We start from the raw sequence: 25,875 nt of genomic DNA on the forward strand, positions 1-25,875 counted from the left end.
GGCGATGGCCCATGCGCTGGCGGATGGCGGCTAAGATCGCGGCGATGAAGATGCCCCCGCAACGGATTGCACGACTTACCCTGGTGCTGATCGGGCTTGCGGGCGCTGGTGTCTGGTGGATGTTGGACAGCGCTTCATCGCCCCCTTCGCCTGCCTTCGACGGGCTCCGCGCGAAGCAGACGGTGGCTTCATCCCGCCCCGCTTCGATCGGCGGAGCGCGCCAAGAAGGGGAGGCGGAAGAAACCCCCGTCGCGCTGGAAGCCTGCGAGCAGGCCATGCGCCAGCAGCGAAGGAGCCGCATGGAGGCTTTGGCAAAAGCAGGTGACACCGATTCCCGCATCGCGAGGGCGTTGCTGGCGATGTCGACCACCAATGATCCTGTCGACGACGAGTTGGGTACCGGACTGTCGATGCTTAAAGCTGCTGCCCAAGCGGCGCCAGGCGATGCAGAGGCCGCGTGGTACTACGCACGTTACTGTGCAAGCGACGGTGAATGCGATGCGACCGAGGCGACCGCCACTCTTGTCGCACTCGAACCGGACAACCTGGATGGTTGGCTAGTGGCGTTGCAGCTTGCGCAAAAGCGCGGCGACGAGGTGGGCGTGGCGAAAGCGCTGGAGGGTGGCGCAAAGGCGCGCTACTTCGACCACAGGAACGGTGACAGTTTCATGCGTGCAACCCGTGCGCTCGCCGATCTTCCCGTATCGCCCGCCTGCTCGACTCCGGAATATGCCGAGTTTCTCAGGGACGTCTGGAAGCTGGAACGACAGCCTCGCGCGGAAGATTTTGCGATGGCGCAGGGGATGATTGCAGCAATGAACGAGTTGCGTGCGTATGCGCCTCTACGCGAGGCATGCAGTGTTGCGAAAGTCGCTCGGTTGGATGCAGGCCGAGGCAGTGCATGTCGCAGTGTGCTGCAGCGGCTGTCGGATGGCGATCTGCTCATTGACCGCCTCATCGGCGAGACAACCATGGTTGAGTTGACGGCGGACACCGGAGATGGCGAGCACTGGCGGGAACGCCTGCGGCGAACGCATTGGATGGCAGAGCAGGCGCGTTCCCTGAAACCGGATTTCGATGCCGGCATGCGGCGCTGGACAGAGGGTGAAGTACCCACGATGCAATCGGAGTTGGCGGCTGTTGCGAAGTCGTTGCCACCCGCTGACTGGCTGCCCTCGAGTGAGCGTGCTCGCAGCCTCGTTCTCACTGGCCGCCCGCCGCCGGAGGAAAAGAAGCCCAAGTAGCATTGTCGATCTATTCGACTCCACCAATCCAGCTGCGCTGCACGCACACCTCGCCATCCAGCAGCACCAGGTCCGCGCGATAGCCCGCCGCGATGCGGCCACGCTCGCCGCCGATGCCGACGAACTCCGCCGGATACTGCGCGGCCATCCGGCAGGCTTCGTCCAGCGGCAGGCCGAGCAGGTGCACGCTGTTGCGCACGGCACTGGCCATGTCCAGCGCGGAACCGGCGAGCGCGCCCGCTGCGTTGCGGACCACGCCGTCGATCGCGGTGATGGTTTCGCCGTAGAGATCGAAACTGGGATCGTCGCCGCCGACCATCGGCATCGCGTCGGTGACCAGGAACACCCTGCCGCGCGGCTTCGCTTTCAACGCGACGCGCAGGCTGGCGGGGTGCACGTGCACGCCGTCGACGATCACGCCGCACCAGCAATCGTCGTCCTCCAGCGCAGCACCGACCGCGCCGGGCTCGCGGCCCTGCAACGGCGACATCGCGTTGTAGAGATGGGTAAAGCCGGTGATGCCGGCATCGATGCCCGCGCGGATCTCGTCGTAGCTGCCGGCGGTATGGCCTGCCGTGACGATGCCGCCACGCTGCACGATGGCCCGGATGCTTTCCGTCGGCACGCGTTCCGGTGCGAGCGTCAACAGACTGATGCCATTGTCGAGCGACGTCGCCATCGCGATCTCGTCGGCGTCGGGCACGCGGAACTTGGCGTCGTCGTGGGTGCCCTTGCGAGCGGGTGCCAGGTACGGCCCTTCCAGGTGGATGCCGAGCACGCCCGGCACGCCCTGTTCGATCGCATCGCGGGTGGCGGTGATCGCGCGTTGCATGACCGCGGCATCGTCGCTGATCAGGGTCGGCAGGAAGCCGGTGGTTCCGAACCGGCGATGCGCGCGGCCGATCGCGTTGATCGCATCGACCGAGGTGTCGTTGTTGAACAGCACGCCGCCGCCGCCGTTGACCTGTGCATCGATGAAGCCGGGAACCAGGTAGCCGCCATCGAGGTCGACGAGATCGCCGCTTGGCGGGTCACCATGCAGCAGCGCGACGATGAAGCCGTCTTCCACCACCACGCACACGTCGCGTTCGAAGCCGCGTTCGGTGAGGACGTGTCCGTTGTGGAAGATGCGCGTGGTCATGTCAGACGGTCTCGGTGACCTTGTTGAGGTGCGGCGGCACGTCGGGATCATGCCCGCGCGCGATCGAGAGCGCATTCGCCGCGCCGTAGAACGCTTGCACGGTGAGGATCGGGGTGCAGGCCGGATGCGGCGAGGCCGGCAACGGCAGCACGCCGGGGCCGCTCGCACCGGGCCGTGCCAGCCACACCGGGGCGCCACGCGCGACGAACTCTGCAGCGACTGCGGCGGTGCCGGCGCCGATGTCGTCGTCCTGCGCGAACACCAGCACCGGGAAGTCCGGTCCGACGATCGCCATCGGCCCGTGCTTCACCTCGGCGGAAGAGAACGCCTCCGCGTGCAGGCCGCAGGTTTCCTTGAACTTCAGCGCAGCTTCCTGCGCACCGCCCAGGCCCAGGCCGCGACCGAGCACGAACAGGTGATCCGCCAGCCGCAAGCCGGACACCAGCGGCGACCAGTCCTGCGCCCAGGCCGCGCGCATGGCATCCGGCAGCGCATCGACCGCGGCGAGCAGGCGCTCGTCGCCGCTCCAGCGCGCGGTGAGCTGCAGCAGCGCGGCCAGCGAGCAGAGGTAACTCTTGGTCGCGGCCACGCTGGTCTCGGGACCGGCATGCAGCGGCAACACGGTGTGCGCGAGTTTCGCCAGGGGCGAGTCGGCCACGTTCACCAGCGCGACCACGTGCGCGCCCGCGGCCTTGGCGATCTCTGCGTTGCGCAGCAGGTCGGGGCTCTTGCCGGATTGCGAGATCACCACGAACAGCGCGCCGTGGAGCTTCGGCTGCACCGCATACACCGACCCCACCGATGGCGATGCCGAGGCCGTCACCAGGCCGAGCGTGGTCTCGAACAGGTATTTGCCGTAGGTCGCGGCGTGGTCGGAACTGCCGCGCGCGCAGGTGACGATGAAGCGCGGTGGATTTGCGCGCAGGCGTTCGACCAGCGCATCGATCGTTGTGGCGTTGGCGGCGAACTGGCGGGCGACGGCGCTTGCCGCCTCTGCCGCTTCGCTGTGCATCCAGGTGTCGGCGGCGACGTGCATGGGCATGTGTCCGCAAGAAAAGTGGTCGAAGGGCGTCGCGAGTGGGGTGTCGAGGCTCATGGGGCATGCAGCTCGGCGACGAAGTCGTAGGCATCGCCGCGGTAGAAGGAACGGGTGAACTCGACCACGCGACCGTCGTCGAGGAAGGCGCGGCGTTCGATGAACAGGCAGGGACTGCCTTCCGGCAGGCCGAGCAGACGTGCCTGCTCGGCGTCGAAGGCGATCGCGCGCAGCCGTTGCAAGGCACGCGTCGGGCGGATGCCGCGTTGGGCGAGCGCTTCGTACAGCGAATCGCGCAGCAGGGTTGGATCCGGCAACACCGCCAGGGGCACGCTGCTGCGTTCCAGCGCCAGCGGCTGGCCGGCGGCGGTGCGCAGGCGGTGGAAACGAGCGACCTGCACGCCCGGCGACAGGTTCAGCGCCATCGCTTCTTCCGGCGTGGCCGCGCCGATGCCGCGTTCCAGCATCACCGACTTAGGGTCGAGCCCGCGTGCGCGCAGGTCGTCGCTGAAGCTGGTCAGTTGCGAGGACGATTTGACGATGCGCTCGGCGACGAAGGTGCCGGAACCCTGACGCTGCACCAGCAGGCCATCGCCCACCAGGCCGGCGATCGCCTTGCGCACGGTGACCCGCGAGAGGTCCATCAACGTGGCGAGTTCGCGCTCCGGCGGCAATGCCTGGCCGATGCCGAGCACGCCGTGTTCGATCGCATGCTGCAGCGCCCGCCGCAGGTGCTGGTATGCCGGCGCGCGATGCGCATCGGCCTGGCGACGGAATTCGGCAAGGAGGTAGCTGTCCACGCCGAAAGAATACCAATCAAATACCAAATGGCAATATCAGGCTGCAATTCTGTCGGATATGCAAAATTGGTATCTATCTGCCAAGGGTTGACTTGCGATCACTTCACTTGGCTCGTCATTCCTGCGAAGGCAGGAATCCAGTGACTTCAGGCCTTTGATAAGACAGACACTGGATCCCTGCCTTCGCAGGGATGACAGGCAAAAGCTGATTTGTTCAGACCTTCGGCCGCGGCGGTGCGGTCGAGCCGCGCACCACCAGTTCCGGGCTGAAGCCTTCGTTGCGGGTCTGCACGGGTTGTTCGCGGATCTCGTCCAGCAGGCGCCGCGCGGCGTGGCGGGCGATCTCTTCGGTGGCCTGCTTGGCGGTGGTCAGCGGCGGCCAGCTCTGCTTGGAGAACGGGCTGTCCTCGAAGCCGGCGATCGACAGGTCATACGGCACGTTGAGCCCGCCCGATCGCGCTGCAGCGAGCACGCCGGCGGCGATCTCGTCGTTGCTGCCGAAGATCGCGGTCGGCGGCTGCGGCAGGCCGAGCAACCGGCGCGCGCCGCGGAAACCGTCGTCGAATGCGTAATCCCCTTCCACCACCAGATCCGGATCGACCGCGATGCCGTAATCGCGCAACGCGTCCTCGTAACCCTTGTGGCGCTCCCACGACGAGCCATGCGACTTGCCGCCCCACAAAAAGCCGATCCGCGCATGGCCTAGCTGGATCAGGTGCTGGGTGATCTCGTAGGCGGCGTCGCGGTCGTCCACGTAGACGCAGGCGCTGCCGCCCTGCGGATCGGTGGCGGCGGAGACGATCCGCACCAGGCGGACACCCGCCTCCACCAGCGCATCGACCAGGGGCTGCCGTTCCGACATCGGCGGCGCCAGCACGATGCCGGCCAGGCGCGCATGCTGCACCAGCTCGACGATCTCATTCGCAAGATTCGGCGACGACGAATCGCAGGGATGGATCTGCAGGCCGTAGCCGGATTCGCGGCAGACCGACAGCACGCCGCTCTGCATCGCGATGACGTAGTACGGGTTGGGGTTGTCGTAGAGCAGGCCGATCGCGTACGACTGCGCGGTGCGCAGGCTTCGCGCGGAGGGGTCCGGCAGGTAGCCGAGGCGGGCGATGGCCTGCTGCACGCGTTCGCGGGTGCGCGCATGCACGCCGGTCTCGTCGTTGACCACGCGCGAGACGGTCTTCAGCGAGACCTCCGCCTGGGCGGCGACATCCTTGATCGTGGGCTTGCGCAACGTGGCCTCGCGTGGGGGCGCCGGCCGCGTGGTCGCGGGCCTGGCGTGGGAAGGGCGGCGCATAGGGTAACGGTCGCCGGTTAAGCAAAAGTTTGCGCGCGTGCCTCAGCCGCGGCCCGCGCGATGCCCGCGCATCGCGAAGTACAGGATGTAGAGGTAGCAGGGCACCATCAGCAGCAGGAACACCAGCTGGAAATCGTGGTCCTGCTTCAGCCCGGCGAACAGGCGCGGGATGATCGCGCCGCCGACGATGCCCATCACCAGCAGGGCGGAGCCGAGTTCGGTATGCCGGCCCAGGCCCTGGATCGCCAGCGGGAAGATCGCCGGCCACATCATCGCGTTGGCGAAGCCGAGCGCGGCGACGAAGCCGACCGACACGTAGCCGTCGGTGAAATACGCGCCCGTCACCAGCAGCACGCCCAGCACCGCCGACCACTTGAGGTAGTCCTGCTGGGACACGTACTTCGGGATGGCGACCAGGCCGATCACGTAACCCAGCAGCATCGCGCCCAGGGTGAACGAGGTGAAGAACTTGGTCTGGTCCAGCGGCAGCCCGAACGCCGCGCCGTAGGTGCCGATGGCATCGCCCGCCATCACCTCGGCACCGACGTAGGCGAAAATGCACAGCGCGCCCAGCCACAAGTGCGGGAAGCTGAAGATGCTGCGGCCATTGCGCGCGGCCTCGCCCGCGCCGACGGACGCGTTCGCCGTCTTCGGATCGATCTCCGGCAGCGGCGAGAACAGCACGCCGATCGCCAGCAGGGCGAGCAGGCCGGCCATCGCCAGATAGGGCGCGTGGATCTTCGCTGCGAAGGCGTCGAGCAGTTGTTCGCGGGTCGCGGGATCCGCGGCCGCAACCTGCGCGGACAGGTCGCCGATGCCGCCCATCACCAGCATGCCGATGGCGAGGGTGCCAGGATGCCGGCGATCTTGTTGCAGATGCCCATCACCGCGATGCGCTGCGCCGCGCTTTCGATCGGGCCGAGGATGCTGATGTACGGATTGGACGCGGTCTGCAGCAGCGCCAGCCCACCGCCGATCACGAACAGGCCGCCCAGCGCGCCGGGATACCAGCGCTGCGTGCAGAACTCGCCGAACAGCGCCGCGCCGATGGCCATCACGAACAGGCCCAGCGCGAGGCCCTTCTTCATGCCGGTGCGCTTGAGGATCCACGACGACGGGATCGCAAGGAAAAAGTACGACAGGAAGAACGCGGTCAGGATCAGGAAGGCGTTGACCTCGTCCAGTTGGAAGGCGAGCTGGGCGAAGGTGATCAGCGGGCCATTGAGCCAGGTGACGAAGCCGAAGATGAAGAACAGCGCGCCGATGATCGCGATGGAGCCGATCTGGCTGCGCGCCGCGGCGGATGGCGCGGCGGACGTAAGCGTGGACATGCGAATCCCCTCCCAGGAATGACCCGCCGGCCGATGAGCGAGCGGCGATTGGTCATGGATTGACGCATACGTCAGGTCTTGGTGCAACGTTGTCGGAAATTGACCCGACACGAACGACGGGTTTTCGTAAATTGCGATAAAACAAGGGTTGTCAGTGGATCACCCGGGTCAAGAAATCTGCTGCCTCGCAACAAAATCGGGCCCGGATTCCAGCTGAATGGGGCTTTCAGAAGAAAATTCCTGACAGGTTGTTGACAACGTTGTCTAAACCGCCGCACATTCGCCTCGCCGCACTGGCATGGGGATGTTGGGATGGGCGATACGGCAGGCATCGGGGGAGAAGCGGAGGTGGTCGCATTGCGGCCGCAAGCCGTGTTCGCGCCCTCGTCGGTCGCGTCCGTGTCGCGCTTCGTCGCTGCCGACGTCGGTGGCACCAATGCGCGCATCGCGCTGGTGCAGGCCGACGGCGAGCGCATCGAGATCCTCGATTACCGCCGCTATCCCTGCGGGCAATACGCCAGCCTGACCGCGATCCTGTCCGACTTCACCGATCGCCAGCTGGATGCCGGCCAACCGCGCGCCGCGTTCGAGCGCATGGCCATCGCCAGCGCTGGCGTGGTGCTGGATGGCGAGGTCATCAATTCCAACCTGCCCTGGCGGATCTCGCTGCAGGACCTGCGCGACACCCTGGGCCTGCACGAGCTGCACGTCATCAACGATTTCGCCGCCGCGGCGCATGGCACCCAGCGCCTCGACCCGGCCGACTCGCGCCTGCTGACCCCCGGCGTGGCGGTGGCCGAAGCCGGTCCGGCGCTGGTGGTCGGCCCGGGCACCGGCCTGGGCGCGGCAGTGTGCATCCCGCACCCGCGCGGCACCGTGGTGCTGCCCACCGAAGCCGGGATGACCGCATTCGCGCCCGGTACCGACCGCGAGGTCGAGATCCTGCGCTGGATGCAGCGCCACGGGACCCGCCACGTCTCGACCGAGCAACTGGTGTCCGGCCCCGGCCTGGTGAATCTCTACCAGGCCCTGTGCGAACTGGAATGCACGCGCCCGTTGATGCGCGCGCCCGCCGCCATCAGCGAGGCCGCGCGGGTCGGCGACCCGACCTCGCTGGAAGCGGTGATGACCTTCTGCGCGTTGCTGGGCAGCGTGATCGGCGACCTCGCCGTGGTCAGCGGCGCGCGCGTGGTCCACGTGGCCGGCGGCATCGTCCCGCAGCTGGTCGACTTCCTGCCGCGCAGCGACTTCCGCGCGCGCCTGGTCGACAAGGGCGCGATGCGCGCCGTGCTGGAGCGCGTGCCGGTGCGCCTGATCGAGAACGAACGACTCGGCGCGCTGGGCGCGGCGAGCTGGTACCTGCAGCAACGGCAAGACCGCATCGACCCGTAACCGAACCACCCACAACAACATGGCCGCGCATGGACGGGCCAGCAAGCAACGACGAACCAGCCAAGGGTCCACAGGAACCGGACCCGACGCCACCACTGCCCCGGGAGAGGAATCATGCAAGTCCGCAAGAACATGTTGGCGCTCAGCATCGTCGCCGCGCTTGGCGTCACAGGCACGGCCGTGGCGCAGGACGCGCCGAAGACAGACCCCAAGGACCTCGACACCGTCGTCGTCACCGGCATCCGCGGCAGCGTGGAGAAGTCGCTGGACGTGAAGCGCGATGCCAAGGCGCACGTCGAAGTCGTCACCGCCGAAGACATCGGCAAGATGCCCGACAAGAACGTGGCCGACTCGCTGCAGCGCCTGCCGGGCGTGACCATCAGTTCTGCCGGCGCCAGCGAAGGCGGCTTCGACGAGAACGACCGCGTGTCGATGCGCGGCACCAACCCCAGCCTGACCCTGACCCAGATCAACGGGCATTCGGTGTCGTCGGGCGACTGGTTCGTGCTGAACCAGAGCGACAACGCCGGCCGCAGCGTCAGCTACACCCTGCTGCCGTCCAGCCTGGTCAGCCAGGTGGTGGTGCACAAGACCTCGCAGGCCAAGCTGCCCGAGGGCGGCGTCACCGGCACCGTCGACATCATCACCCGCAAGCCGCTGGACTTCGCCGAGCAGTTCACCGGCAACGTGGCGATCGGTGGCGTGTACTCCGACCTGCCCGGCAAGACCGACTCGCAGTTCAATGCGCTGTTCAACTACCGCAATGCCGCCTCCACCGCCGGCGTGCTGCTGCAGATCTTCGACGAGAACCGCACCCTGCGCCGCGACGGCGTGGAAGTGCTGGGCTACGACCAGATTTCCAATGCTGCTGATTCCCCCACCAAGGCATTTGCCGACGCCCATCCCGACCTCAACGGCGTCTGGTTCCCTCGCATGATCGGCGCGGCGTTGTTTGAACAGACCCGTGAGCGTCGTGGCGGCCTGCTGGAAGTGCAGTTCAAGCCCACCGACAACTTCAGCGTCGACCTGTCCGGATTCGTCTCCAAGCTGGATGCTTCCAACTACAACCGGAACTACCTGCTGTACAACCCGCGCACGATCAATGCGAACGTTCCCATCGCTCCGGGTTACGTGGTGCGCAACAACACCCTGGTTTCTGCCACGTTCCCGGGCACCCCGGGCGCGCAGTACGGCCTGTACGACATGATCGCGCGCCCGGACGAGAAGGCGAGCACCACCTACCTCGCGCTGGACGCCAATTGGCGCGCCAGCGAAAGCCTCACCTTCGACTTCAAGCTCGGCACCTCCACCGGCCATGGCGAGACCCCGACCCAGGACGTTGCCGAATGGCGCGTCGGCGGCGTGGGCGCCTCGTGGGCGCTGAACGGCATCGACGAAGCCGCATCGTTCAGCCTCAACGAGAACACCGCGGCACCGCAGGCGAACCTGGCACTGGACTGGATCTTCGGCCTGCAGAACCTCGACATCGAGGACAAGGACAAGTGGGCCCAGGTCGATGGCGAATATTTCTTCGAGAAAGGCGCGCTGACCTCGCTCGAGTTCGGCGTGCGCTCGACCAACCACGACCGCTCCTCGGCCAACGTGATCGCGCAGGGCCCGGCCTGCATCAACTCGAGTGGCGCGGTGGTCGGCTTCGACTGGTCGCAGGCCAACTGGTGCCCGGTGGGTACGCGCTCGCCGGCCGATCGGGCCAACTGGCCGACCAGCTTCGCCAACTATCCGGGCGACTATGGCAGCGGCCTGGGCGGCACCTTCCCGCGCAACATCTGGTACTACACCGCCGAGGACATGGCCGCCTACAACGCGCTGACCACCCGCGACCCGGTTGGCCGCCGCTACCCGGTCTACGAATTCGGCCTGGAGGAAAAGACCACCGCCGCCTATGTCCAGGCCAACCTGGAAGGCGAGCGCTGGAGCGGTAATGTCGGCGTGCGTCTGGTCAAGACCAGCCAGGACGTCCTGCAGTACCTGGCGGGCGGCACCGCGACCACGCCGGGTGCGATCCAGGGTTCGGCCTTCGGCATCTTCACCCCGCAGCTGGTGAGCAACGACTACACCGACGTGCTGCCCAGCGCGAACTTCAAGTTCGACCTCACCGACGACCTGGTGGCGCGCGTGGCGGTCACCAAGACCCTGGCCCGTCCCGACTATTCGGCACTGGCCGGCGGCCTGAGCCTGTCGCCGCCGAGCGGTCCGAATGACGTTGGCAAGGGCTCGTCCAGCAACCCGAACCTCAAGCCGATCCGTTCGACCAACTTCGACGCCGCGCTCGAGTGGTACTACGCCCCGCGCGCGCTGCTGTCGGCCAGCGTGTACTACATGGACCTGTCCAGCTACATCGGCCAGGGCACGAGTCGGCAGCAGTTCTTGACCTTCGACCAGGCCCATCCCGACGGCTACCTGGGCAACTACGACGTCACTTCGCCGGTCAACACCAAGGGTTCGGTGAAGGGCCTGGAATTCGCGGTGGAGCAGCCGATCGGCGAGAACTTCGGCATCAGCGCCAACTACTCGTACACCGATGCCCAGGAAGACAGCGGCCGTCCGCTGGTGGGCGCGTCGAAGAACGTGTTCAACGTGATCGGCTACTTCGAGAACGAGAAACTGAACGCGCGCATCGCCTACAACTACCGCTCGCATTTCTACAACGGCCTCGATCGTCGTTCCGCGTTCAACCAGGACGATACCCGCTCGGTGTCGGCCTCGGTGGGCTGGACCTTCAACGAGCACTTCGCGATCAGCCTGGACGGCATGAACCTGACCAAGGAAAAGCTGAAGTACTACGCGGACAACAAGGACCAGCCGCGCGGCATCTACAACAACGGCCGCCAGTTCTACCTGACCCTGCGCGCCAAGTTCTGATCGAACCTCCCGGTACCGCAATACCCCCGATCGGGGCCCGCACTTCGGGCCCCTCTTTTTTGCCAACATGCTGGACGGCGAAGCCAACGCCACACGAGGATCAACGCCATGACCCGACGCACCCCGACCTTGTTGCCTGCCGGCCTGCTGGCCCTGTGCGCGGCGATGGCGGCACCGGCATCGGCATTCGCCGCCGACGCCGCTGCCGCATCGCCGTCGCTGCTGCCGCGCGCGGTCTCCGTGCAGGCCATGCCGGGGCGGCTGGTGCTGGCCGGCAACACCCATTTCGTCGCCCGCGAACCACGCGCGAAACAGGTGCTCGCGCAACTGGTGCGCCTGGCGGGTGATGCCCTGCCGGATACCGCGCTGCGTTCGGCGAGTGCCGGCGCCACCCTGGAACTGAAGATCGTGCCCGGCCTGGACGTGCCGGCCGAAGGCTACCGCCTGCACATCGCGCCCGATGGCGGTGTGTTGCAGGCCGCCGACGCGGACGGCCTGTTCAATGGCGCGATGACCTTGCTGCAACTGCTCAAGCGCGATGCCGACGGCACCGCGTGGTTGCCGGCGGTGCGCATCGACGACGCGCCGCGCTTCGCCTGGCGCGGGCTGATGCTGGATTCGGCGCGGCATTTCCAGTCGGTCGACGAGATCAAGCGCCTGCTCGACGCGATGGCCGAATTGAAGCTGGACACCTTCCACTGGCATCTCACCGACGACCAGGGTTGGCGCTTCCCGGTGCCCGGCTGGCCGAAGCTGACCGAGGTCGGCAACTGCCGCATTCCTGCTGGCGACGGTGGCATCGATGTGGCGACCGGCACGCCGGTGCCGTACTGCGGGTTCTACACCGAGGCGCAGGTGCGCGAGGTGGTTGCGCACGCGGCCGCGCTGCACATCGACGTGGTGCCCGAGGTCGACATCCCCGGCCATGCCACCGCGGCGATCTCCGCGTATCCGCAGCTCGGCGTGTCGGGCCAGCCGATCGCGGTGTCGAACGAATGGGGCGTCAACGTCAACCTGTTCAATGCCGATGAAACCACCCTGCGTTTCCTCGAGGACGTGATGGGCCAGCTGGTGAACCTGTTCCCCGGCCGCTACGTGCACATCGGCGGCGACGAGGCGGTCAAGGACCAGTGGAAGGCCTCGCCGAACATGCAAGCGCGGATCCTCGAACTGGGCGTCAAGGACGAAGCCGGCCTGCAGGCGTGGATGGTGGCGCGGCTGGAGCGTTACCTCTCCGCGCACGATCGCCGGCTGATTGGCTGGGACGAGATCCTCGACGGCGACCTGCCGGCGTCGGCGACGGTGATGTCGTGGCGCGGCACCGAGGGCGGCATCGCCGCGGCGAAGCGTGGCCACGACGTGGTGATGGCGCCGTGGAACAAGTTGTACCTCGACTACCTGCAGACGATGTCGCCGAACGAGGAGCCAGGCCGACCGACCCAGGTCACCCTGGAAACGGTGTACGCCTTCGAGCCGGTACCCGACGTGCTGGATGCGACGCAGGCGAAGCACGTCATCGGCGTGCAGGCGAACGTGTGGACCGAACACATGCGCAGCTTCGCCCGCGTGCAGCACGCGGTGTTCCCGCGCATCGCCGCGCTGGCGGAAAGCGCGTGGACGCAAAAGTCCGGGCGCGACTACCAGGATTTCCTGCAGCGCCTGCCGTCGCTGCTGCCGCGCTGGCAGGCGCGCGGCATCGTTGCGGCGAAGACGCCGTTCCAGCCGCTGGTCGAAGCGGCGATGGAGGCGACCGGCAAGGCCCGGGTGACGCTGGCGCAGCCGCTCGGTTACGAGATCCGCTACACCACCGACGGCAGCGTGCCGACGGCTGGCTCGCCGCGCTACGCGCAGCCGGTGTCGCTGGCGTTGCCGGCAACGTTGCAGGCAGGCGCGTTCTTCGGCGACATGGCACTGGCAGCACCGGTCGCGCGCGACCTGAGCGTTGCGTCGCTGCTCAGCCGCAGCGACGAGGAGCTGGCGATGTGCACCGGCCAGTTGATGCTGCGGCTCGAGGACGATGGTCCGCGCGAAGGCGCGCGCGCGATCTACAACGTCGACATCTTCAATCCCTGCTGGAGCTGGAAGCAGGCGCCGCTGGCCGGAATCGCTGCGGTCGAGGTGCGCGCCGGGCGCATCCCGTATTTCTTCCAGCTGGCGCACGACGAGCACGCGCGCAAGTTCAAGCCGGCGAAGACCGCGCATGGCGAACTGGAACTGCGCGCGGGCTGCGACGGTCCGCTGCTCGCGACCTTGCCGATGCCGGCGAGCACCGACGCCGACGGCTTCGTCACCCTGCGCGCGCCGTTGCGCGATGCGCCGGCATCGACCGACCTGTGCCTGTGGTTCACCGGCGATACCCGCCCGGCGATGTGGGTGCTGGATCGCGCGACCCTGGTGCCGGCCACGCCCTGATCCGCGCGCCATCCGCGGGCGGCGTCGGCGTCGCCCGCGCAAGCCGCCAGCGGCTGCGGTAGGCTTGGCGTTCGACGCCTGCATCGGGGAGATGGCGTGAGCGGATCGGAACTGCAGGTCATGGTGGTGGAGGATCACGGCTTCCAGCGCCGGATCGCCCTGCGCCTGCTGTCCGAGCTCGGCATCGAGCGCGTGCTCGAGGGTGCCGATGGCCTGCATGCGCTCGAGGTGCTGCGCAAGCAGGCGACGCCGCCGGACGTGGTGCTGGTGGACCTGGACATGCCGGGCATGGACGGCATCGAATGTATCGGCCACATCGCCCAGGAACGCCTGGCGCGCGCGGTGGTGGTGGTCAGCGCGCTGGATCCGGCCCTGCTCAACACCGTGCAGACGATGGCCCGCGCCTACGGCCTGCGCGTGCTCGGCAGCGTGGAGAAACCGCTGACCCGCGACAAGCTGGAAGCCACGCTCAACCGCTTCGAGGACAGCGCCGGCGAAGAACAGGACGACGGCGAGGCCGACTTCAGCCTGCAGGCGCTGGCCGATGCGCTGGACAGTGGCGAGATCGTGCCGTGGTTCCAGCCGCAGGTGGAATTCGGCAACGGCAAGGTGATCGGGGTCGAGGCGCTGGCGCGCTGGGAGCGTCCGGATGGCAGCCTGGTGCGGCCGAACCTGTTCGTGCCGATGCTGGAGCGCGAAGGCCTGGCCAACAAGCTCACCGACCGCATGCTGGATGCCGCCTGCCGCTGGAAGCAGGGCTGGGATCACCACGGCCACCGCTTGAAGCTGTCGGTCAACGTGTCCGCGGCCTCGCTGGCGGATCCGTCGGCGGCCGATCGCTACCAGGCGATCGTGGAAAGCCACGGGGTGGAGCCGGAGGACGTGATCCTGGAGATCACCGAGAGCTCGGTGATGTCCGATGCGGCGCGCGGGCTGGGCCTGCTGGCGCGGCTGCGGCTGAAAGGCTTCGGCCTGTCGATCGACGACTTCGGTACCGGCTATTCGTCGCTGGCGCAGTTGTCGCAGATCCCGTTCACCGAACTGAAGATCGACAAGGACTTCGTGTTCGGCGCGCACGCGCAGCCGCGCAAGCGCGCGGTGGTCGAGGCCAGCCTGAACCTGGCGCGCAAACTGGGCCTGACCGCGGTGGCCGAGGGCGTGGAGAGCATGGAGGACTGGCAGATGCTGGCCGAACTCGGCTGCGACATCGCCCAGGGCTACCTGATCGGCCGGCCGGTCCCGGGCAGCGAACTGCAGGCGACGATCTCGCGCTGGCGCAGGCCCGCGCGCTGAGCATGCGCGCCGCACTCCGGGATCGACCCGATGCGGTTTGATCCTTCGCGCTTCGGCCTTCGCCACCAGTTGCTGGGCCTGTTCGGCCTGTTCCTGGTGACCGGTGCGCTGGTGCTGGCGCTGGACGAAGTCGGCCAGCACTACACCCAGCGCTCGATGAGCGCGATGAAGGACGATGTGCTGGCCGGGATGGGGCGCATCCGTCGGCTCAGCGATGCCTACGCCCAGGACGTGGTCGACACCACCTTCCGCGCCCGCAATTACCTGATCGACTGGAAGCAGGGCCAGGCAGTGGTGGCCGAGGCCCGCGCGAGCGCTGCGCGCGAATGGCATGCACTGCAGGCGATGCCGCTGGAGGGCGAGGACAAGGCGTTGCTGGAACAGGCCCTGCAGGCACGGGTGCGCGCCGACCAGGCCGCCGAGACCCTGCAGCGCATCCTGCAGGCGAAGGACATCCGCGCGCTGGGCCAGTTCGCCGATCGCGAGCTGTATCCCGCGGTGGATCCGCTGATCGAACGGCTGGAGCGGATCGACCAGCGCGGGCAATTGCGCGCCGAAGCGCTGGTGCAGGCGGAACTGACCCGCGGCGAACGGGTCGGGCGCATCCGCATCGCGTTGTCGCTGCTGTGCTTCCTGCTGGTCGCGCTGTTCGGCCGGCGGATCCTGCGCAACGGCTATCGCGGGGTCGAGAGCCTGACCGACCTGACCCGGCGGATGGCCCAGCACGACTACACCGCGCAGCCGCGCTACACGCCGGATGGCGAGCTGGGCGAGGTGATGGACAGCTTCCTGCGCATGCGCGACCACGTGCGCCGGATCGAAACCCAGCTGACCGACCAGCTGGTCAGCAACGACCGCGTGCGCGGTGCGCTGGAGCGCCGCGAGCATTTCCAGCGGCTGCTGCTGGAGGCCGCGCCGACCGCGATCTTCGCGGTGGACGAGGATGGGGTGTTCTCGCAGGTGAATCCGTTCGGCGAGCAGCTGCTCGGTTGGCCGCCCGGTTCGCTGCTGGGCCGCGAGTCGATGGATGCGATCCTCGACCCGGAGGCGCTGCAATCGCTGGCGCGTTCCCTGAGCGAGGCCTATGGACAGCGCATCGCGCCCGACTGGACAGCGTTGCGCGCGCTGGCCCAGCACCGCGAGCCGCCGCGCGAATTCGTGTTGCGCCACCAGCGCGGGCGCACCCTGCCGGTGCTGCTGGCGCTGTCGGCGATGCGCGACGACACCGGCGCGATGGTCGGCCTGCTGGCGGTGGCGACCGACCTCACCGCGCTGAAGCGGCTGGAGCGCGCGCTGCGCGACAGCGAGGCGCGTGCGCGCGATGCCAACCAGGCCAAGAGCGCGTTCCTGGCGGCGATGAGCCACGAGATCCGCACGCCGATGATCGGCGTCACCGGGATGATCGAGGTGCTCTCGCACACCGAGCTCGACATCGAGCAGCGGCGCTCGCTCAACGTGATCCAGGCCTCGGCCGAGGCGCTGCTGCGGATCATCGGCGACATCCTGGACTTCTCGAAGATCGAGGCCGGGCGGATGGAGATCGAGCCGGTGCCGACCTCGCTGCCGGACCTGCTGCGCAGCGTGGTGGCCAACTACGCCGGTTCGGCGTCGAGCAAGGGCCTCGCCCTGTCCTGCCAGGTCGATCCGCGGATCGCGCCGGCGCACTACGCCGACCCGGTGCGGGTGCGCCAGGTGATCGGCAACTTCCTGTCCAATGCGATCAAGTTCACCGAGCAGGGCGCGGTCACCGTGGCGGTGGAGCCGGGCCGGCACGATCCAAACGATGGCGCGCTGGGCAGCGACGCGCTGGTGATCCGGGTCACCGATACCGGCATCGGCATCAGCGAGCAGGCGCAGGCGCGGCTGTTCCAGCCGTTCTCGCAGGCGGAGGTCGACACCACCCGCCGCTTCGGCGGTACCGGACTGGGGTTGGCGATCAGCCGCCGCATCGGCGAATTGATGGGCGGCAAGGTGGACATGGAATCCGCCCCGGGCGCGGGCACCAGCATGCGCCTGGCGCTGACCCTGCAGCGCGCGCCGCCGGAGGAATTGCCGGACCTGCTGCTGCCGGGGAAACCTGTCGCCGGATTCACCCCGCGGCGCCTGCCCACGGTCGCCGAGGCGGAAGCCGAACGCAGCCTGGTCCTGCTGGTCGACGACCACGCCACCAACCGCCAGGTGATCCAGCGCCAGCTGGCGTTGGCCGGGTATGCGTCGGAAACCGCGGAGGACGGCATCGAAGGCCTGGAGCGCTGGCGCACGGGCCGCTATGCGCTGCTGCTCAGCGACGTGCACATGCCGCGCATGGACGGTTACCAGCTGGCGCGCGCGATCCGCGAGGAAGGCGCCCGGCGTGGCCTGCCGCCGACCCCGATCGTCGCGCTGACCGCCTCGGCGCTGAAGGGCGAAGCCGAGCGTTGCCTGGCGGCGGGCATGGACGATTACCTGGCCAAACCGGTCGGCATCGCCACCCTGGGCGCCTGCCTGCAGCGCTGGCTGCCGCACACCGCGGGCACCGGCGCGATGGGGGCCGAGCAGGGCGCACGCATCCAGAGCGCCAACAACCGCCAGGCGGTGGCGACCGAGGCCGGCCTGCCGCAACTGGAGGATCCGCCGACCCTGCAGGCCTCGGTGCTGGAAGACCTCATCGGCGGCAACGTGGGCGAGGCGCGGGCGCTGCTGGAGGATTTCCTGGGCAGCACCGATGAGGACCTGGCGGTGCTGGAACAGTTGCGCGCGGCCGGCGACCTGCACGGCCTGACCCGCCAGGCGCACAAGGTGAAAGGTGCGGCGCGCCTGGTCGGCGCGCTGGAACTGGCAGAGGCCGCGGCGGCGCTGGAAGGCGCGGGCCGCGGTGGCGACTGGGCCAGCGTGCTGCCGCTGGCGGTCGACGTGCACACCGCCGCCGCGCGCCTGCGGCTGGACGTGGCGCAGCGCTATCCGGCCTGAACACGGCGCATGCAGGGCGCTGCCGCCGCGTGTACGCTGCTGGCATCCCGCAACGGAGCTGCTCGATGAAGACGTGGCTGGTGGCCTGTTCCAAGGGTGGCGTCGGCAAGACCACGATCGCCACCCAGCTGGCGGCGAATGCCGCCCTGTCCGGCCTGCGCACGGTGCTGGTGGATGCCGACCCGCAGGGATCCGCCACTCGCTGGTGCGAACGCCGCGCCGGCATGGCCAGCGCGGTGCTGCCGGTCGACGGCACCCGCAGGGCCTGGCGCAAGCGAGTCCCGGACGATGCCCAGCGGTTGATCGTGGATGCGCCGGCCGGGGCCATGGCCGACGACCTGGACGAGGTGCTGGAGATCGCCGATGCGGTGGTCGTGCCGGTGCAGCCGTCGGCGCTCGACATCGAGGCCAGCGTGCGCTTCCTGGAATCGCTGGGCCGCCATCCGCGCGTGCGCAAGGGCAAGCTCCGGGTTGGCCTGCTCGGCAATCGCCTGAAGCCCAATACCAATGCGTCGCAGCAGGCGATGGAGGTGCTCCGCGGCTGGCCGTTCCCGCTGGTCGCGCAGCTGCGCGACAGCCAGGCCTACGTCGTGCTGACCGGGCTGGGCAAGAGCCTGTTCGACTACCACTCGGCGCAGGTGCGCGACCACCAGGCCGATTGGCAACCGTTGCTGCAGTGGCTGCAGAAAGACTGAAGCCCTCGCGGGCGACCAAGGAGTGTCCATGCGTCAACTGATCCTGCTCCGCCATGCCCATGCCGAATCCGCCACCGCGGGCCAGGACGACATCGCCCGCCCGTTGTCCGCGACCGGCCTGGCGGAAGCGCGCGCCGCCGGCGACTGGCTGCGCGAACACGGGCTGCGGCCCGACCGCGTGCTGTGCTCCACCGCCGCGCGCACCCGCGAGACCCTGGCCGCGCTGGGCGACATCGGTGCCGGCGAAATCTACGAGGACGCCTCGATCTACGAGGCCAGCCCCGGCACCCTGGCCTCGCTGGCCGATGCCAACCGCGACGCCGAGCGCCTGCTGCTGGTGGGCCACAACCCCGGCCTGGAGCAACTGGCGGCGCTGATGCACAGCGGCCAGACCGGCGACTACCGCGGCATGCCGCCGGGCGGCATTGCGGTGCTGACCCTGCCGCTGGACGTGAACATCGAACCGGGCATCGCCACGCTATCGGCCTTCTGGTGGCCATGACCGGATGAATCTGGAAAAGGGGCCAGAGTGAATTTTGCGCTGCCTGTCATCGGCATCGCTCGCATGGGTTGGTGCAAAACTTCACTCTGGCCACTTTTCCATCGAGTGCTGGCGGGCGCGTTCGCGCTGTCGCTGGCCGGCTGCGCCACCCTCTCGGTCGAACAGCGCGACGAAGCCGCCGGCATCGCCCGTGCGGCGCGCAGCAGCCAGGTCGATTGCACGCGCGCGGACGCCTGCGCGCTGGCATCGCCGCTGCGCGCGCTGGGCAAGCAGGCGATCGCCGCGTCCACCCCTTCCGCGCCGCGCCATGTCGCGCTGATCCTGGACGATGCGCCGGACGCGCTGCTGGTGCGCATCCACCTGATCCGCAGCGCGCAACGCAGCATCGACCTGCAGACCTACATCTTCGACGAGGACGATTCCGCGCAGCTGGTGCTGGATGAACTCCAGGCCGCGGCATTCCGCGGGGTCAAGGTGCGCGTGCTGATCGACCAGCTGGCCGCCCTGCGCGAAGTGGAGACCCTGGCCGGGCTCACCGCCATGCACGCCAACTTCGAGCTGCGCGTCTACAACCCGGTGCTGGACCGCGCGCGGCTGGCATTGCCCATGTATGCGGTGGCTGCGGGCTGCTGCTGGCGCCAGCTCAACAGCCGCATGCACAACAAGCTGCTGCTGGTCGACGGTGAGGTCGGCATCACCGGCGGGCGCAACTACCAGGACGACTATTACGACTGGGGCGCCGGCTACAACTTCCGCGACCGCGACCTGCTGGTCGCGGGCCCGGTCGGCGCCGACATGGCGGCCAATTTCGAGGCCTTCTGGTCGTCGCGGCGCAGCGTGCCCGCAGAGCAACTGGGCGATGTCGCCCGCCTGCTGCGCAAGCAGGGCGCGCCGCCACCGCCGCATGCGCCGTACCGCAAGCCGGAGCGTGTCCGCGCGTTGCTGGCGATGGTCGACGACGAGGCCGCGATCCGCGCGCGCTTCGTCGATCCGGCCATGCCGGTGCGGGGCGTGCAGTTCATCGCCGACCTGCCGGTCAAGCACTGGCAAGGCAGGCCCGCCGAGGCCAACGCCGCCGCCGAGGCCGCCAGCATCGGCCTGCGCACGCTGATCGCCGGCGCCCGCGACGAAGTGCTGCTGCAGACCCCGTACCTGGTGCTGTCCAAGCCCGCGCAGCACCTGTTCCGCGAACTGCACCGCCGCGAGGACGCGCCGCGCGTGCGCATCTCCACGAACAGCCTTGCCTCGACCGACGCGTTCATCGCCTACGCGATCTCGCACAAGTACAAGCGCCGCTACCTGCGCGACTTCGGTTTCGAGATCCACGAGTTCAAGCCGTTCCCGGCTGACGCGCCATTCGAGCCGGGCGCGTTGGGCGCGGACCTGCCGGTGTTCGAGGCGACGGCGGCGCCAGCGCCTTCGTCGGCCGCATCGAAGCCCCGGCCAAGCCTGCGCGAGCGTCGCCTGGCCGAGCGCGGGCTGCGCAAGGACCCGGACAGCGAGGCCGGGCGCTTCCGCGCGCTCGGTTCCGGCGGCATGCCGATGCGGCTCAAGCAGGCCGGCATGCGCATGGGCCTGCATGCCAAGTCGATGGTGGTGGACGGCAAGGTCGGCGTGGTCGGCACCCACAACTTCGACCCGCGCGGCGACACCTACAATACGGAGAGCGCGGTGGTGATCGAGGATCCGGCCTTCGCCGCGCGCCTGTCCGCCAGCATCCAGCGCGACATGGCGCCGGGCAACGCCTGGACGATCGGCCGTCGGGACTCATCGCCGATCCTGCCGGGGGTCGAGTACACCCTGGCGCGGGTGTCCGAGCGCATGCCGATCTTCGACCTGTGGCCGATCAAGTACGCGACCAGCTACGAATTCGTGCCCGGCCCGGACTGCCCGTCGCCGCCTTCGCCGTTCGATCCGCGCTTCCGCGCCTGCCACACCCCCGTCGGCAATTCGCCGGAAGTCGACATCGGCCTGAAATGGCTGGGCGTGCGCGTGTTCACCGCGTTCGGTTCGGGGCTGTCGCCGATCCTGTAGTCAGCGCGGGGCGTGGTCGGCCGCGACCTGCTGCGGGCTCAGCCGCAGGAAGCGTGCCGCGTTGTCGTAGAGGATGTCGCGCTTCTGCCCGGCGTCGAGAAATGGCGCGGTCTCGATGGCCTTGATCGCTTCGCCGATCGCGTCCGGCCAGTACATCTGGTCCGAACCGAACAGGATCCGCTTGCCCAGCCCGGCATCGACCATGCGCTTGAGGGCATCGTGGAACTGCGCGCGCGGGAATGCCCAGTTGTTGCAGGCGACGTCCACGTACAGGTTGGGGTGGGTGAACATCATCGCGATCATCTCGTCGACCAGCGGCGAGCCGTAGTGCATGACATAGATGCGCAGCTTCGGGTGCTTGCGCAGCACGTCTTCCAGCAGGAACGGCGAGCCCATGCTGGCGCGGTACGCCTCGTAGCCGGGAAAACGCGCCGCCGCCGGCGGACCCTCGCCGAGGTGGATCGCCACCGGGACGTCGAGTTCCTCGGCCAGGGCGAAGTACGGTTCGTAACGCGGATCGTCGGCGCGATGGCCCCGGTACTGCAGGTACACCTCGCCGAGCACGTCGAGTTGCCCAGCCGCATGCAGGCGGCGCAGCTCGGCGATCGACTTGTCCTGGCGCGTGCCGAAGGCCACGCCGGGCAGGATCACGCCCGGGGCTGCCTTGCGCCAGTCGGCGACCACGTCGACCGGGCCTTCGGTGACGGCCCGCCGCACATCATGGCGTCGCAGTTCGGCGATGGACTTGTCCCGCAGGTCGGCGTCGCTGGCGGCCGCGAAGATCGGCGTGCCGTTGCAGGAAAACAGCACCGATGGATCGAACGCCTCGCGGGGATCGAGGGTCGGGACCAGCACGCCGGGGCGGTCGCCAGGGCAGGCCGGTACGCCTGGCGGCACGTCATCCATGCGGAAGGCATGCAGGTGCATGTCGATCACCGGGCCTCCATGGACGGGTTCCGCGGCAATCGTGGCAAGCGGGGCGACCAGCAACACGATGAGCAATCGCCGATGCATGGCATTTCTCCAGGAGATCAACCCGGCCAACGAGAAACCGGCCCGCACGCGGCCCGCGGCCGGATTGGCCGTTCCCGTCATGGCCTGCGTCGGATTGACGCGCTGCGGCGCGGGCCCTAGTCTGCCGGTCTCTTTACGCGCGCCGGATGCCGCCATGTCGATCACCCTGAACTTCGAGCTCAATGACCGCGACCTCGCCCATTTCCAGGACGCGGCGGAACGCTCCCGCAAGGCGGCGGAGGGCAAGTCCGAGCAGGAGATCGTCGATTGCGCGGTGGGCCTGCTGGCCGATGCGCAGAAGGTGCACATCCCGGACTTCATCAAGGATCGCCTGCTGCGCCTGGACGACATGATCGCGATGGTGCGCGACACCGGCTGGGCGCTGCCGGAGGACGACAAGCAGCGCGTGCTGACCGCACTGATGTATTTCTGCGATCCGCAGGACGTGATCCCGGACCATGTCGAGGTGCTGGGCTTCCTCGACGACGCGGTGATGATCGAACTGTCGGTGCGCGAGCTGAAGCACGAGCTCGATGCGTACGACGACTTCTGCGACTACCGTGCGAACGAAGCGAGCCGTCGCGGCGTCGATCCCGCCACGCTGGGCCGTACCGACTGGCTGGACGGCCGTCGCGAGGAACTGATCGAGCGCATGCACCAGCGCCGCGATCGTGATGTCGGCGGTGGCTACGGTCGCAGCAGCGGTTACGGCGGCTCCGGCGGTTACGGCGCGCCCGGCGGCAGCAAGTCCTACACGCGCAGCTGGCGCCCGGGCGGTTTCAAGTTCGGTTGAACCGCGTTTGACCGCCCACCATTTCGCCTGGCCCGAAGGGGCGAGCCTGGACGCGCTGAACGCGCGTTCCGCCGGCACCCTGATGGAAGCACTGGGGATCCGCTTCACCGAGCTCGGCGACGGATTCCTGCGCGGGACCATGCCGGTCGATGCGCGCACCCACCAGCCGTACGGCCTGTTGCACGGTGGCGCCTCGGTGGCGCTGGCCGAAACGCTGGGCAGCAGCGCCGGCATGCTGGCCGCCCGCGGCGATGCGGTGGTCGGGCTGGAGATCAACGCCAACCACCTGCGCGCGGTGCGCAGCGGCATCGTCACCGGCACCGCGCGGCCGCTGCATGTCGGCCGCAGCACCCAGGTCTGGGAAATCCGCATCGAGGACGAGGGCGGCAAGCCGGTCTGCATCAGCCGGATCACCCTGGCCGTGCTGCCGCGGCCACCGGCGTCCGGGCAGGCCTGAGCCGTCGCTAGGCTGACCGCTCTAGTCGGCATCCGCTAAGGTTCCGCCCCATGCCCGCGACGTCCCCCGCCGTCGAGTTTTGCCTGCGCGCCCTGCGCTATGCCTATCGCCTGCCGTTCCTGCTCTGGCATGTGTTCGTGCATTTGCCGGTCGTGCTGTTGCTGATCGCCATCGGCGACGACGGCCGCCGCCCGGTCGGCCATGCCGCGATACGCTGGTGGGCGCGCGGCCTGCTGCGGGTGTTCGGCATGCGGGTGCAGGGCATCGGCACCCCGCTCGCCGGCGGCACCCTGTTCGTGGCCAACCACATCAGCTGGGTCGACATCGTCGCCCTGCATTCGCAGCACATGATGGGCTTCATCGCCAAGTCCGAGATCCGCGCCTGGCCGGTGGTCGGCTGGGTCACCTCGCATGCGGAAACCATCTACCTGCAGCGCGGCAACGCGAATTCGCTGGGCGACGTGATGGCCGAGATGAGCGCGCGCCTGCGCAGCGGCCGCGCGGTCGCCGCGTTCCCCGAGGGCGGTACCCGCGATGGTCGCGAACTCGGTGCCTTCCACGCGCGCATCTTCACCGCCGCGGTCGATGCCGATGCCTCGGTGCAACCGGTCGCGCTCTGCTACGGCGACGGCTGCGAAGCGCAACCGATCGTCGCCTTTGCACGCGGCGAGAGCTTCATGGGCAATTTCGCCCGCCTGCTCGGCGAACCAGCGCGGCCGGTGCGGGTCTGCTTCCTGGAGCCGATCCTGCATGCGGAACAGGCCGGCCGCCGCGGCATCGCCCAGGCCGCGCGCGAACGCGTCGAAGCGGCGATGGCGGCGGCATGAGCGTGCATACCGCCAGTGCCTATCGCGCGCCGCGCTGGCTGCGCAGCCCGCACCTGCAGACCCTGCTGTCCAGCAGCCCGATCCGGGTGGCGCGCGGTGGACGCGAACTGCGCAAGCTGGGCGCCATGCACGAAGAGCACCTGGTCGATGCCGGCGGCGGGATCCGCCTGCACGGCGTGCACAGCACCTTGCCGGGTCGCGCGCCGCGTGGCCTCGCGTTGCTGCTGCACGGCTGGGAAGGCAGTGCGGAATCGGGCTACATGCGCCTGACCTGCGCGCGCCTGCTCGAGCGCGGCTTCGACGTGTTCCGGCTGAATTTCCGCGACCACGGCGACACCCACCACCTCAACGAGGACCTGTTCCATTCCAATCGGCTCGATGAAGTGCTGCAGGCCGCGCTGGCGGTGTCCCGACGCTGGCAGCAGCCCGGTCAGCCGATGGTCGTCGCCGGCTATTCGCTGGGCGGCAACTTCGCCCTGCGGGTGGCCCTGCATGCGCCGGGCATGGGCTTGCAGCTGGCGCGCGTGGCGGCGGTCTGCCCGGCGCTCGATCCCGAGCGCACGACCACCGCGATGGAGCGCGGCTTGCCGGTCTACGAGCGTTACTTCCTGAAGAAGTGGACGCGCTCGTTGCGGCGCAAGCGCGAGCTGTTCCCGCAGCGACATGCGATCGCCGACGCGCAGCTGCGCAGCGTTCGCCTGCGCGAACTGACCGCATGGCTGGTGGCACGGCATACCGGCTTTGCCGATGTCGATGCGTACTTCGATGGTTACCGGATCAGCCGGGACCGCATGCGCGGTTTGCAGGTGCCGGCCGACATCCTGACCTCGGCGGACGATCCGGTGATCCCGGTCGAGGATTTCCACGACTGGCAGTTGCCCGCCGATGCGACCGTGGAGATCGCGGCGCATGGCGGCCACTGCGCCTTCCTGCGCGGCGCAAGCCTGCGCGGCTATGCAGAGGATTGGGTCGCGGAGCATTTGTCGGTGGTGCTGTGAACTCCGGCCGCGCAGGTGAGACCGTCGCGCGATTCGCGTAGCGGGAAAAGGGGTCAGAGTAGAGTTTTGCGGGCGCACTGTTCGACCGCGAGATGTTCTTCCCCGCAAAATCTACTCTGACCCCTTTTCCGCCTTTTCCGCACCCGGAATCCCCGCATGAAACTCCACAGCGACAGCTTCGAACATGGCCAGCCGATCCCGCCCGAGTTCGCGATGGGCGCGCGCGACGGCGACAACGGCTTCGGCGGCAACCGCAATCCGCACCTCGCGTGGCGCGACGTGCCGGACGGTACGCGCTCGTTCGCCCTGCTGTGCATCGACACCGACGCACCGACCGATGGTGCGCTGGTCGCCGACGCCAGCGTCGAGATCCCGGTCGCGCATCCGCGCGGGGACTTCGTGCACTGGACGGTGGTCGACATTCCCGCCGATGCGCGTGCGATCGCCGCCGGCAGTTGCAGCGATGGCATCACCGCGCACGGCAAGCCTGCCGGCCACGATGCGGGTGGACGCAGCGGCCTCAACGATTACACCGGCTGGTTCGCCGGCGATGCGGCGATGGGTGGCGACTACTTCGGCTACGACGGCCCTTATCCGCCGCCGCACGACGCGCGGGTGCATCGCTATTTCTTCCGCCTGTTCGCGCTGGACGTCGCCGCGCTGGACGTGCCGGAAGTGTTCACCGCGGGCGACGTGTTCCGCGCCATGCACGGCCACGTACTGGCGGAGGCCAGCACCTACGGAACCTACACGCTCAACCGTTGAGCC

Annotated in this window: 19 protein-coding genes and 1 pseudogene; 14 read left to right on the plus strand and 6 right to left on the minus strand. The window is 68.5% G+C overall.

Annotated elements, in window-relative coordinates; all coding sequences use genetic code 11:
- The first annotated feature begins 44 nt into the window (after positions 1–44).
- Complete coding sequence (locus tag ACE3T8_RS00360; protein ID WP_374605871.1) at positions 45–1,244, plus strand: hypothetical protein; 1,200 nt, start codon at positions 45–47, stop codon at positions 1,242–1,244.
- Positions 1,245–1,254: 10 nt separating this feature from the next.
- Here ACE3T8_RS00360 and nagA read toward each other — a convergent pair whose 3' ends face one another.
- From nagA to ACE3T8_RS00385, 5 genes and pseudogenes are all read right to left on the minus strand, one after another.
- Positions 1,255–2,385 (minus strand): N-acetylglucosamine-6-phosphate deacetylase, encoded by a 1,131-nt coding sequence (nagA, locus tag ACE3T8_RS00365; RefSeq protein WP_374605872.1) that lies wholly within the window; start codon positions 2,383–2,385, stop codon positions 1,255–1,257.
- A gap of 1 nt (position 2,386) precedes the next feature.
- A complete protein-coding gene (locus ACE3T8_RS00370) occupies positions 2,387–3,427 on the minus strand; it encodes an SIS domain-containing protein (RefSeq protein ID WP_374606120.1) in 1,041 nt (346 codons plus the stop codon).
- Between the two features lie 50 nt (positions 3,428–3,477).
- Positions 3,478–4,221: a GntR family transcriptional regulator gene (locus ACE3T8_RS00375; protein ID WP_374605874.1), complete on the minus strand. Its 744-nt coding sequence runs from the start codon at positions 4,219–4,221 to the stop codon at positions 3,478–3,480.
- A 214-nt stretch (positions 4,222–4,435) separates the two neighbouring features.
- Positions 4,436–5,464 (minus strand): LacI family DNA-binding transcriptional regulator, encoded by a 1,029-nt coding sequence (locus ACE3T8_RS00380; protein WP_374605876.1) that lies wholly within the window; start codon positions 5,462–5,464, stop codon positions 4,436–4,438.
- Positions 5,465–5,569: 105 nt separating this feature from the next.
- Positions 5,570–6,858, minus strand: a pseudogene (locus ACE3T8_RS00385) (sugar MFS transporter).
- A 312-nt stretch (positions 6,859–7,170) separates the two neighbouring features.
- Here ACE3T8_RS00385 and ACE3T8_RS00390 point away from each other — a divergent pair.
- The 8 genes from ACE3T8_RS00390 to ACE3T8_RS00425 all read left to right on the plus strand — a co-directional run bounded on the left by ACE3T8_RS00390 (position 7,171) and on the right by ACE3T8_RS00425 (position 21,018).
- Positions 7,171–8,250, plus strand: a complete 1,080-nt coding sequence (locus ACE3T8_RS00390; protein WP_374605878.1) for a glucokinase — start codon at positions 7,171–7,173, stop codon at positions 8,248–8,250.
- Between the two features lie 114 nt (positions 8,251–8,364).
- Entirely contained in the window at positions 8,365–11,133 is a 2,769-nt protein-coding gene (locus ACE3T8_RS00395; RefSeq protein WP_374605880.1) for a TonB-dependent receptor, read from the plus strand.
- Positions 11,134–11,241: 108 nt separating this feature from the next.
- Positions 11,242–13,545 (plus strand): family 20 glycosylhydrolase, encoded by a 2,304-nt coding sequence (locus tag ACE3T8_RS00400; RefSeq protein WP_374605881.1) that lies wholly within the window; start codon positions 11,242–11,244, stop codon positions 13,543–13,545.
- Between the two features lie 96 nt (positions 13,546–13,641).
- Positions 13,642–14,838 (plus strand): EAL domain-containing protein, encoded by a 1,197-nt coding sequence (locus ACE3T8_RS00405; RefSeq protein WP_374605882.1) that lies wholly within the window; start codon positions 13,642–13,644, stop codon positions 14,836–14,838.
- A 30-nt stretch (positions 14,839–14,868) separates the two neighbouring features.
- Positions 14,869–17,787, plus strand: coding sequence for an ATP-binding protein (locus ACE3T8_RS00410; protein WP_374605884.1), 2,919 nt, complete (start codon positions 14,869–14,871; stop codon positions 17,785–17,787).
- 65 nt (positions 17,788–17,852) lie between these two features.
- Positions 17,853–18,482, plus strand: a complete 630-nt coding sequence (locus ACE3T8_RS00415; RefSeq protein WP_374605886.1) for an AAA family ATPase — start codon at positions 17,853–17,855, stop codon at positions 18,480–18,482.
- A gap of 28 nt (positions 18,483–18,510) precedes the next feature.
- Positions 18,511–18,984: a histidine phosphatase family protein gene (locus ACE3T8_RS00420; RefSeq protein WP_374605888.1), complete on the plus strand. Its 474-nt coding sequence runs from the start codon at positions 18,511–18,513 to the stop codon at positions 18,982–18,984.
- A gap of 63 nt (positions 18,985–19,047) precedes the next feature.
- Complete coding sequence (locus ACE3T8_RS00425) at positions 19,048–21,018, plus strand: phospholipase D family protein (RefSeq protein WP_374605890.1); 1,971 nt, start codon at positions 19,048–19,050, stop codon at positions 21,016–21,018.
- Here the strand turns inward: ACE3T8_RS00425 and ACE3T8_RS00430 are convergent, their stop codons facing one another.
- Positions 21,019–22,032 carry an amidohydrolase family protein gene (locus ACE3T8_RS00430; protein ID WP_374605891.1) on the minus strand — a complete coding sequence of 338 codons (1,014 nt, stop codon included), beginning with the start codon at positions 22,030–22,032 and terminating at the stop codon, positions 21,019–21,021.
- 154 nt (positions 22,033–22,186) lie between these two features.
- Here ACE3T8_RS00430 and ACE3T8_RS00435 point away from each other — a divergent pair, with 154 nt between their 5' ends.
- The 5 genes from ACE3T8_RS00435 to ACE3T8_RS00455 all read left to right on the plus strand — a co-directional run bounded on the left by ACE3T8_RS00435 (position 22,187) and on the right by ACE3T8_RS00455 (position 25,872).
- Complete coding sequence (locus ACE3T8_RS00435) at positions 22,187–22,825, plus strand: YkvA family protein (protein WP_374605893.1); 639 nt, start codon at positions 22,187–22,189, stop codon at positions 22,823–22,825.
- Positions 22,826–22,907: 82 nt separating this feature from the next.
- Positions 22,908–23,282 carry a hotdog fold thioesterase gene (locus ACE3T8_RS00440; RefSeq protein ID WP_374606122.1) on the plus strand — a complete coding sequence of 125 codons (375 nt, stop codon included), beginning with the start codon at positions 22,908–22,910 and terminating at the stop codon, positions 23,280–23,282.
- 50 nt (positions 23,283–23,332) lie between these two features.
- On the plus strand, positions 23,333–24,109 hold the full coding sequence (locus tag ACE3T8_RS00445; RefSeq protein WP_374605894.1) for a lysophospholipid acyltransferase family protein: 777 nt from the start codon (positions 23,333–23,335) through the stop codon (positions 24,107–24,109).
- Positions 24,106–25,107 carry a YheT family hydrolase gene (locus ACE3T8_RS00450; protein ID WP_374605895.1) on the plus strand — a complete coding sequence of 334 codons (1,002 nt, stop codon included), beginning with the start codon at positions 24,106–24,108 and terminating at the stop codon, positions 25,105–25,107. The genes ACE3T8_RS00445 and ACE3T8_RS00450 overlap by 4 nt, the downstream gene beginning before the upstream one ends.
- Positions 25,108–25,263: 156 nt before the next feature.
- On the plus strand, positions 25,264–25,872 hold the full coding sequence (locus tag ACE3T8_RS00455; RefSeq protein ID WP_374605896.1) for a YbhB/YbcL family Raf kinase inhibitor-like protein: 609 nt from the start codon (positions 25,264–25,266) through the stop codon (positions 25,870–25,872).
- The last annotated feature ends 3 nt before the right edge of the window (positions 25,873–25,875 follow it).

It is taken from the genome of Thermomonas sp. (assembly GCF_041919455.1).
Taxonomy (GTDB): domain Bacteria; phylum Pseudomonadota; class Gammaproteobacteria; order Xanthomonadales; family Xanthomonadaceae; genus Thermomonas.